The sequence below is a fragment of the Mycoplasmoides pneumoniae FH genome (assembly GCF_001272835.1).
Classification (GTDB): Bacteria; Bacillota_I; Bacilli_A; order Mycoplasmatales; family Mycoplasmoidaceae; genus Mycoplasmoides; species Mycoplasmoides pneumoniae.
The window spans coordinates 403946-414303 of the sequence record NZ_CP010546.1 but is presented as its reverse complement, the minus strand read 5'-3'; the positions used below and the strand labels follow the sequence as shown (position 1 = coordinate 414303).

Annotated in this window: 6 protein-coding genes and 2 pseudogenes; all 8 read right to left on the bottom strand. The window is 31.7% G+C overall.

Annotated features, from left to right (window positions below):
- Positions 1 to 28 precede the first annotated feature (28 nt).
- Entirely contained in the window at positions 29 to 763 is a 735-nt protein-coding gene (locus F539_RS01955; protein ID WP_014574954.1) for a death-on-curing family protein, read from the bottom strand.
- Between the two features lie 2 nt (positions 764 to 765).
- Positions 766 to 900 (bottom strand): hypothetical protein, encoded by a 135-nt coding sequence (locus tag F539_RS04555; protein ID WP_014574953.1) that lies wholly within the window; start codon positions 898 to 900, stop codon positions 766 to 768.
- Between the two features lie 45 nt (positions 901 to 945).
- Positions 946 to 2375: pseudogene (locus tag F539_RS01950) on the bottom strand (type I restriction endonuclease subunit R, EcoR124 family); the annotation flags it as partial.
- Between the two features lie 180 nt (positions 2376 to 2555).
- Positions 2556 to 4082, bottom strand: a pseudogene (locus tag F539_RS04690) (HsdR family type I site-specific deoxyribonuclease); the annotation flags it as partial.
- Between the two features lie 241 nt (positions 4083 to 4323).
- Positions 4324 to 4974 (bottom strand): DUF16 domain-containing protein, encoded by a 651-nt coding sequence (locus F539_RS04625; RefSeq protein ID WP_014325475.1) that lies wholly within the window; start codon positions 4972 to 4974, stop codon positions 4324 to 4326.
- A gap of 222 nt (positions 4975 to 5196) precedes the next feature.
- Entirely contained in the window at positions 5197 to 6318 is a 1122-nt protein-coding gene (locus tag F539_RS01930) for a restriction endonuclease subunit S (RefSeq protein WP_014574951.1), read from the bottom strand.
- A gap of 69 nt (positions 6319 to 6387) precedes the next feature.
- The gene (locus F539_RS01925) at positions 6388 to 8019 is read right to left on the bottom strand and encodes a type I restriction-modification system subunit M (RefSeq protein ID WP_014325473.1); all 1632 of its coding nucleotides are present in this window, start codon (positions 8017 to 8019) and stop codon (positions 6388 to 6390) included.
- A gap of 140 nt (positions 8020 to 8159) precedes the next feature.
- Entirely contained in the window at positions 8160 to 10307 is a 2148-nt protein-coding gene (locus F539_RS01920) for an ATP-dependent helicase (protein ID WP_010874697.1), read from the bottom strand.
- Positions 10308 to 10358: the final 51 nt, after the last annotated feature.

The window sequence follows — 10358 nt, the reverse complement described above, 5'->3', positions numbered from 1 at the left end:
CTTAGCTAATTGTTGTTTTTTAGAAAAACTAATTTAATTTAGTCTCTCAAAAATTGAGAGCTAAAAGGATGTTGTCCATGATAAATTTCTTTGTTTGCTTTGCTAGAAATTCATCCCTGTTTTCTCTTTTATGTTCTTCAAAACTAACTACAAAGTTTTTGATCATGTGAGCATACTTAAAGTATTCCTCTTTTTTAAGAGGTATTGTTCATTTGAAATAATATCCAAAAGTGTAAAGAAAATTAACTAATAAGGCTGTAGCTAGTCTTTTATTTCCGTTCGACAATTTATGAAAAGTTAAAACCTTGCAAAAAATATCGTTAATTAAATCAATTATGTTCAAGCGGCCTTCTTTACAATACAAACTTGGACTTAGTAAATCGCTTTTGTAGCAATAACTATTAAAGGTATTCTCAATGATGCTTAGAATTTCGTCTTCTTTTTTGTCATCAAAGTCTTCAGAAGATAGGAATTTTGCATTGTTTATTGATTTACTAACTATGTATCTTAAAAATTCCTTAGTTTTTTCATCACTTGCATCTAAATTTAATTCATTAAATTTGACTCTTATTTCGAATGAAGAAGAAAGCTTAGATTTAAATAAACAAATGCAAGATTGGCAGTCTTTTTCTTTTTCTAAAAACGTAACAAGACTATTTTTAAAACGAGAACCTTCAACTAAAAGTTCTTCTATTAAATAATCGATATCGTCTTTATCACTTTTTGAGTCGTTGCTTAAATAATAAACGTTTATTTCACGCACAACTACATCTTACCTAAAGCTTTTATGACTTGAACAAAGACATCATAGTTCTCTTCTTTTTCAAGAGATTTAAACATGCCATCCAATTGTTCTTTGGTGGGAACGGTTGCAGTATTTTTTTTATTTTTCTTTTCCATAGTAATCTATGGTTGAAAACCTGATTTATAGATAATAATTTAAAACTATCTAATTTCAACAAAGCGGATAAATCTTTCGAAGTGATTTTTAAAAGCTTCCGAGATATCTGTAATTAATTTTCTTCACTTGAAATTGCCATCTTCATCTTTTTCTGTCATAGTTGGAAGATTGGTTGATTTTTCTTTTCAAATTAATTTTTCTGTATCAGATCAAGAAGGACTGTATTCACCTTTCTTTTTAGCTGTATTTAGTTGTTTATCAGCTACTCATTCAACAAGGAAAACTCCTTTAACTAAAAAGTCATTAATAATTTTTTTCTTATTGCTTTCTTCCTTCTTTTTACAGAAATCCTTTAAACACTCACGTAATTTACCTTCTGTTTTTCAAACTTCTTCAAGTTTTTCTTTCTCGAACGACTTCCCTAAGTCCTCTATAAATTCATTAAGAATATCTTCATTCACTTGAATCTCTGGATTTGTTCTAATTGCAGTCTTAATTTTGTCTAATACTTTTTGTCTATCTTGCTCATTATCACAATTATAGAGATCCTTAATTAGATGAAAAATGTAATCTAAATTGGCTTGAATACCCTCACCATATTCTCAAGAAAAGATTTGCGGTTCTTTTCGTACTTCATTTGATAAATCTTCTTCTTGTACTTCTAGCGCTTTTTTCTCTGCCTTTTCTTTCCTTATTTCTTCTTGAATTTGAGAAAACGCAGCAAAATATTTATTGAATTCATCACTTGGAAGATAAGGGTTGTCTTTGTCGAATTCATGATAGCTTTTTACAGTTCTGTAATCTCCAAGAAATTCACCAAAAAGATCAGAAAAATCTCACTTTTCTTCTTTTTCTAAATTAAGAATTTCATCTGGATTTGGGTATTTTTGTTTTATTTTCTCGGTTCAATCTTTGAATTTTTCAAAAACTTCCTCAAATTCTCGCATAACCATGTTGGATCTTATATCCTTAAGACCACGCTTGTCTGCGTACATTTTTAGAGCTTGATCGAAGTTTTCTCTTATATCTCTAAAGCTAAAAATGTTTCCGAATTTTTTAGTTTCTCCAAAACATCTATTAGTTCTTGAAAAAGCTTGGATTAAAGTGTGTTCGCTTAAATTCTTATCTACTCAAAGTGTATTAAGGGTTGGTGCATCAAAACCAGTTAAGAACATGTTAACAACAATTAAAATGTCGATTTCTCAGCCATTTGTGTTTTTATTTTCACCATCTAAATTTTTTGTCTTTTTTGGCTTTAATCTATCAGAAACATTTTTGTAATATTCATCTAGATTGTTAATGCTAAAGTTTGTTTGAAAGGTTTCGTTGTAATCAGAAATGATTTGACTTAGAAAACTCTTTGAGGATTTATCAAGACCTTTTACACTAATTTCTTGTTCATCACTACCTTCGTTTGCGCTATAATGCTTGCAATTTTAATTGGTAGCTTCTTTTGTTCAATTTGTTTTTTGAATTCTTTATAGTATTCGATTGCTGCTTCTTTACTCTCACAGGCAAAAATCGAATTAAACCCTTCTTTTACAGGATTTTCAAAATTATCAAATTTCGGAGTATTTTGTGTTGCATCTAGATATTTATCTAAAGTGAAATCAACAATATGCTTAATTCTCTCTTCATTTAATGTATCAATTCGGCTTCCATCATCTTTAATGTAATAACTCTTATACCTAAAACAAAGTACATTTTCGTCATCCAAAGCATCAGACATTGTATAGGTATGAATAATTTCACCAAATTTACTTCTAGTTGTCTTTTGCTGGTTCTCTAGAGTTTGATTCTTGTCTGAATATTCACTTTCAAAAATAGGCGTTCCAGTAAAGCCAAATAAAATCCCATTTTAAAAAAACTCATCGATTTCTTGTTTCATTTTTCCAAATTGAGATCGATGACATTCATCGAATATAAGAACGATGTTTTTCTTTTTAAGATCTTCGTCTTTAAGCTTACTTCTCTGATCTATTAACCTCTTAAGTTTATGAATAGTAGTAACAATTGCACGTGTGGCGGTACTATCGTCTAATATCTTTTCTTTAAGATCATTTGTGTTCTCAGTTTCGCTAACAGAACCCGCTTGAAACTTTTCATATTCTTCGATCGTTTGGTTGTCCAAGTCTTTCCTGTCAACAACGAAAAGGACTTTATCAACAAAGTCTATTTCACTAGCCAATTGAACAGCTTTAAAAGAAGTTAGTGTTTTACCACTTCCGGTTGAGTGTCAAATACAGCCGCCCTTACTTGCATTTTTAGAGTTTTTACTGTTCCTATTGTCTTCTTTTATTTTTTCTAAAATTCTTTCAGTTGCGCATATTTGGTAAGGACGCATAACTCAAAGATCACTATTTGACCTGAACACACAAAATTTACAAATAACGTTTAATAAGGCGTTTTTGTTTAAAAAATGAGTTGCAAAGTCTTCAATATAGTCGATTTTATTGTTTTCAGAGTCACTTCATCTCATCAAACTTTTAAAAGAAGAGTTTGACAATCCTCTTACTGATTTCCTTTTTTCTTTAAGGTTATCCCATGTTGTTATTGAGCAGTATCTTGTTTCCTTTGCGTTTGTTCAAACAAAAAGGTGCAAGTAATCGGAAAACTTTTTAAATTTTTCGTCATCTATTAGGGAATTAATAATTTTTCATGCTTGAAAGCTTGATTGAAGTGGTGAATTAAATTCAAAGATACTTATTAAAACAAAAGGAAGGCCATTGATGAATATAATAACCTCATTCCTTTCATCTTGGCAAATAAATTGCAATTTATTTTTAGATAGTTCTCTTTTATTTACTAAACGAACATTTTTAATGATTCTGTCATTTTCATCTTTTAGTTCATAAAGCTCACCTTTTTGGATTTTTTCAATTCTTCCTTTTTTGCCGTCACCTAATTGAAAAATAAAGTTATTTAAAAAATCTGATCACTCTCTATCGGAAAATTGAAAATCGTTTAATAAGCTAAGTTGATTTCTTAAATTTTTCTCTAAGAATTTAGGAATTTCGTCAAAACCCTTGCTAATATCTTCATAACCCAAGGATAAAAGTTTGTTTTTTAAATTTTGAACTATTTTTCTTGAAGATTGTCACTCTATTTTTTGATCACTAGGTTGATATTCAACTGGTACAGTTCAATCTTTTTTTATCTTTAAAAAATCCAGTTTTTCCATGTGAAGATTAAGTTAAATAAGTTAATTAAATAACTTAATGTTAATTAAATAACTTAATGATAAATAAGAAATACTAGAGTTTAAACTTTAACAACAATAAATTTTTTTATTAAATACTAATATTTCTTTAAAGACCACTGAAGAAGCTGAATAAATAACTAATAATAGTTCTTCTTTTATGAATAAATTAGCAACGTGCTAACCTAAAAATTAACTGCTGTTATTCTTATTTCAATTAGATTTATTTGGACTCTAGTTTGTCTAAGCGAGTTTCCATTTTATCCATTCTACTTTCCATTTTGTCCATTTTACCTTCGATCTTATCCAGACGATCGTTCATCTTTTGTAGTGTTTGCAAGATTAGCTGTAGGGTTTCGCCCTGGGCTTTTTGCTCCACTTTCAGTTCTTTGATTTGTTCACCTTGGATTCTTATTTGTTCACCCTGAGCTTTTTGAAGTTCAAACAGAACATCAACTTTTTCTTCAACCCGTTTTAATTCAGGTTTTGTAGGAAAGATTTCGTGAAGTTCCACTAAAAGATCCTTCTTAAATTCTTGAAGTTGTCTGTGGGTTACAAATTCGTCTGGCTTTGGCATCTTTTTATTTCCTGAATTAGGATCATCGGGACCACCTGGTTGGCCTGGTTCCTCGGGTTGATCAGGACCCTTGGGAGGTTTTGGTGGCTTTGGAATATCCGGTGTGTCCAGTTCCTCAGGTTTATCAGGTCGATCCTGTTGATCTTCTATTATTGTAAAGTCTTTGTCCTTGAAGTAATATTCTTTGGCAGCCTTGTGCAGACCGTTTCTCTTCTTAGTGTAAACAATTTGAGAAAAGATTTCTTCTTTTGTTTTTCTAAGAATGTTGAATTCTCGTTTAGAAATAATTTTAGGCATAAAAAATCCCTCCTTTCTTTGGAGAATCTAAAAAATAACTAAAACGTTCAATTTTGTATAAGAATTGAGCTAAATTTAACAAGTGCCCGATTTTCAATTTATATGTGTAATGCATATGCGCTCTTTACACTAAATAAATTGAACGGCTTAATTAGAAATGTCAACAAAATTAAGAAATTTCTTTTTTAATTAAAGAAACTCTCAAAGGTTAAGAAATAACCTTTAATTTAGATTAGTAGAAAGTGAGTTCTTCTTTTGTTCTTGCACTCAATTAAATAAGAAATTCTGATAGTAATCCAATTGCTTTTTACGCAATTCAATTTCGGCAGGAATACCTTCTACTAAATCATTGCAAAGTTTTTCAAAGGCAAAGAGAATATCAGCAATCTTTTCTTGAATTTCTAGAGGTGGAAAAGAGAGTTCAATTTCAGCCATTACTTTTTGGCTTAGTTTTGGTCTTGAAGCTAGATTATGAACGAATTTTGGTGCTTCTATCTTTAATAAAAAGGATAGGAATTTGGTGCAGATTTTTTTATTTTTAACCTTTAAAACACCGCAATCTTGTGATGCATTAAACTTGCCATTACGATAAAAAACTACTCCAGCATAACCATTTGTAGTTCAAGTGATGTATTCACCATCAAAATCGCAATCTTTAATACGTCCTAACTCACCATCATTTGTGGTAGCTGCGGAATAAACTGGATTTTCTCCAGGATTATTCCTAATATACGCTTTAGTTATCGCTCGACCTCTTCTAATTTCACAAATATCCTTTACTTGAAAAGTTTCGAAAGGTATATTTGCTCCGTAAATTTTTCGGATATTTTCTTGGTTGAGCAGATAATCGCGATAGAAGGCATACTGCTTCTTTCGCTCTCTTAGCTCGGCGCTTAGCTCGGTAAAAGTATCTAAGATAGTAGCAATTTTCTGCTGAATTTGCAAGGGTGGGAAATCTAATTCAATTTCCTCAGTTCTTGATAAATTGAGGTTAGGAATAGGACAAGCATTATTAACAAATTTAGGAGCCTCCATTCCTAATGCATAAGTTAAAAACTTAGCACTTATTTCGTTATTTTTAAGTTTTAAAACACCGCAGTGCTGAGAAGCATTAAACTTTTCGTTACGATAAAAAACAGTACCTGCATATATACCATCTGTAGTTCAGGTAACGTATTCGCCATCAAGATCGTAATCCTTTATTCTGCCAATTTCACCGTTATTAGCAGTAGTAGATGAATAAACCGGATATTGACCAGGATTATCCTTAATGTATTTTTTAGTAATTGCTTTGCCTCTTGAGATCTCGCAAATATCCTTGATTTTGTAAGTTTTAATTTGCACAACAATAATGAAATTAATTTATTAGTTTTTAAATTCTTGTAAATTAACAAAGAATTGCTTTATTATCAACTAGTTATTAATATCAATGTTGTCAAAATCTACTTTGATATCCTGAATAATATCCTTAATTTTAGTTCTTAGATCTTTTTGTTTATCTACTATTTCATCAATAGAGTGATTCAAAACCTTAATATCTAATTCTTCCTTTTCAGCCTCTGAGTTTACGTATTTACCTACTGTAAGGTCGTAGTTAGATTCCCTAATTTTGTCCCTTTCAACCGCCTTTGCAAAATTAGCTTCTTCTTTTTTGCTATTAAAGCAATCAACAATCTTTTCAATATTTTTTGGACTTAAGCGGTTATTCTTCTTTTCTCTAACAAATTCGTTAGAACCATCAATGAAGAAAATGGGATCTTTTTTATCACGATTTTTCTTGAGAACAAGAATTGAAGTAGCGATTGATGTTGTGCTAAAAAGATTACTTGGTAATTGGATCACTGCATCAACAAAGTTTTGATCAACTAGGTATTTTCTAATGGTTTGCTCTTTACCTTCACGGTACAAGATTCCAGGGAAACAAACAATTGCTGCTGTACCTTCTTGACCTAATACATATAGAGCATGTAAAACAAAAGCTAAATCAGCTTTTGAATTAGGTGCCAATGTCCCTGCATCTTTAAAACGAACGTCACTTACTAAATTGGATTTTTTATCACCAGCTCAACTAATGGAATATGGTGGATTGGAAACCACAACTTCAAACCCATTTTCATTTGAGCAATTTACGTAATGCTTCTCCCACTCCTTCGTTGTTAAAGTATCAGCGTTAATAATATTGAAATTAGCGTAATCAATATTGTGGAGAATCATATTCATCCGACAAAGGTTGTAAGTTGTGTGGTTTATTTCCTGACCGTAATAGCTAACCAGTGAAGTTTTTTCTTTACCTAAAACTTTAATTACTTGTAAAAGTAAAGAACCACTGCCACAAGCCATGTCATAAACATCATCAACGGTGTCCTTTTTGCCAATCGCAATTCTAGCGAGAAGTTCAGATACATCTTGGGGTGTAAAAAACTCACCCCCACTTTTTCCAGCATTTTGTGCATACATGGAAATTAAAAACTCATATGCATCACCAAATGCATCGATAGAATTTTTCTCAAATTCATCGAGCTCCATTGTGTCAATGCTTGTTAAAAGTTCTTTTAATTTCTCTGTTCGGATCGTTAAAGTAGAACCTAACTTAACCTCAGAAACATTAAAGTCTTTGAAAAGACCTTTAAAGGATTCTTTACTTCTTCCATCACCTAGTTCAGTAGACTTTTCAATATCATCGAAGATATCGCGCAAAGTTGTATTTAGATCTTCGTTATTTTTATTTTCACGAATACTTTTAACAACATTTTGAAAAAGCTGAGATGGCTTAATAAAAAAGCCTTTACTTGCAATGGCAGCATCTTTTAATGCATCAATTGCTTCATAATCATCTGTTAAATTTTCGTAACTAAAATCAGGATTATTCCTTCTTTCAGAATCGTTAAAATATTTGCATAGGTTTTCGGAAAGAAAACGGTAAAAAAGACCAATTAAAACATAGCTTTTAAAGTCCCATCCATCAATGGTTCCCCTTAATTTATCAGCTATTTCTCAAATCTTCTTTTCAACGCCATTACGTTGTTCAGTACGTTTCTTTTCCATGATATAGTGAGTTTAGTTATTTAGTTATGTTGAAAGTTGTTATTACTAACAATTAATAAGGATTTTAATTTTAGTTATTAAATTGGTAAAAACTTGTTCATTTTTATTATTACAATTTCTTTTTTAATAGCAGATCATAACTAATACACAGCCTTCACCAAATCACGGTGATTTTTAACAATTCACCTCTGTCCGTACTTACTGTTTTTAAAAGCGACACAGACTGCATCTTCTCTAACTTCAACAACAACGCCCTTACCATAAGTACGGTGGCTAACAGAGTCACCATTAACAAAATCCGTATTTTCTGTTAAATACTTTTTTTGATAGTCTTCTGTTTTAGAAGAATCGAAGAATTCATCATCCTGGTGAACTTTATGGTTAATGGTGGCAATTTCTAGTCTATCCTCTTTATTGATAAAACGAATGAATTTAGAGGGGTAAATAATTTCACCACTCATTTGATAAACTGAAAGTAAAAACAAGTATTTCTTTGCCCTTGTCAAGGCCACATAAAAAAGGCGTAGTTCATCCAATTCTCTTTGTAGATCTATTATTTGATTCTTCGATTTGAGCGGAAAGTTGTCTTGATTGATCCCATAAATAAAGACAGCTTCAAATTCCAAGCCCTTAGCAGAGTGCACTGTAATTAAATTAATCACATTATCTTTGGACTGCTTTAACTCATCTTGTTGGAACCTTAACTCGTTAATAAAATCGGTAATGGTGAAGTTTTTATTTTCAGTTTGCAGTTTTTGCAATGTTCTAAAAATAAAGTTGCAGACAAACTGATCAGTATTTAATGCCTCAAAAGTAAAGGCTAATAAAGCTTCAAACTGTTGTTCTTCAACAAACTTAATTAAACGCGTAAAAACTTTAGCAGCTTCCGTCAACTCACCCCGAGTATGCTCATCTAAAAAAATGGCTTGCTCTAAGTTTTGCAAGATTTTATCTAAATTCACTTGCTCGTTTACAGTGAGACTTTTATTTAAAACATTAGGTCAAACCCGCAAACTTTTTAAAGCTAGTTTAATGTCATAGTTTGACCTAGTTATGAGTGCCACTAATACCTTTTTAAAAGTCTCTAACTGTTTAAAAAAACCCTTATTTTGCTTAAGGGGAATACTGCCATCAGCTTCAAGCGCTTCAGTCATCGAATCCATGTTTCTGTTGGTGCGAAACAAAATAGCCATGTCTTTGTATTGAATGCCATGGTTTTTATGTAAATTCTTAATCTTATTGATAATTCAAGAATGTTGGCCTTCAACTGAAGAGGCTTGGAAATAAACTGGAAGCCGGTTTGATTTAATGGCAGAAAAAAGAAAGCCTTTAGTTGAATCAGGTTGGTTTTCTTTGGCATAAATGGTGCCTAGAATCGAGTTTGCCACCGTTAAGATGTTCTGATCACAACGGTAGTTTTGGGTAATGTAAAACTCGTTTTCGGGTCTTACCTTAAAATCACTTTTTAAAGAATCAATAATGTCACTAACCGCGCCCCTTCAGCGGTAAATCATCTGGTTATTGTCACCCACTAAAAAAAGGTTTTGGTGATGGCTGGCCAACATCTTAATTAGTTCATACTGAATTTGGTTGGTATCTTGAAACTCATCACCTAAAATGTACTGAAATTTTTTCGATCACTTGCGCAATAATTTGTGATCTTTGCTCAGTAAAGTGCAAGTTTTAATTAATAAATCAGCAAAGTCAATTTTATTGTTCTGTTGTTTACCTTTTTCATATTCAACAAAAGCAGCAATAGCGGTTTCTTTGAAAAGTTGAAAGTTACGCTCTTGGGGGTCTAAATGAAACTCACACAACTCGACCAATCTTTCATCATCCTTTAAGCTGTTGGTATCAAAATCAAAGTAAGCGTTTTTAAAACCGTCAATAATTTGTAATACCTTTTGACTTTTTAGTTCACTCTCTTTGAGAAAGTCTTTTAGAAAGTTACTTAAGTCATCATCAATCACAAAGTTTTTTTGCCCTTCTTCACGTAAAAAACGGCTACAAAAGCTGTGGAAGGTGTAAATGTTGACATCCTTATGATACTTTTCCGGTAACAGCTCCAAAATCCGCTGCTTCATCTCACTCGCCGCTTTCCTTGTATAGGTTAACGCCAAAATGTTGCTAGGATTAATTCGCTTTTGGTTAAATAAATAAGCAAAGCGTTGGGAAATAATGGTGGTCTTACCAGTACCAGCACCAGAATAGACAATGTTGACACCCTTACCACAGGTAACAGCGGCTCGTTGTTCCTTATTGAGTTGAGTGCTAATGTTAAATGCCATAGTACTAGGTTTAAGATTGTTTTTTTAATTAGTGTAATCTGTTATAAAAAA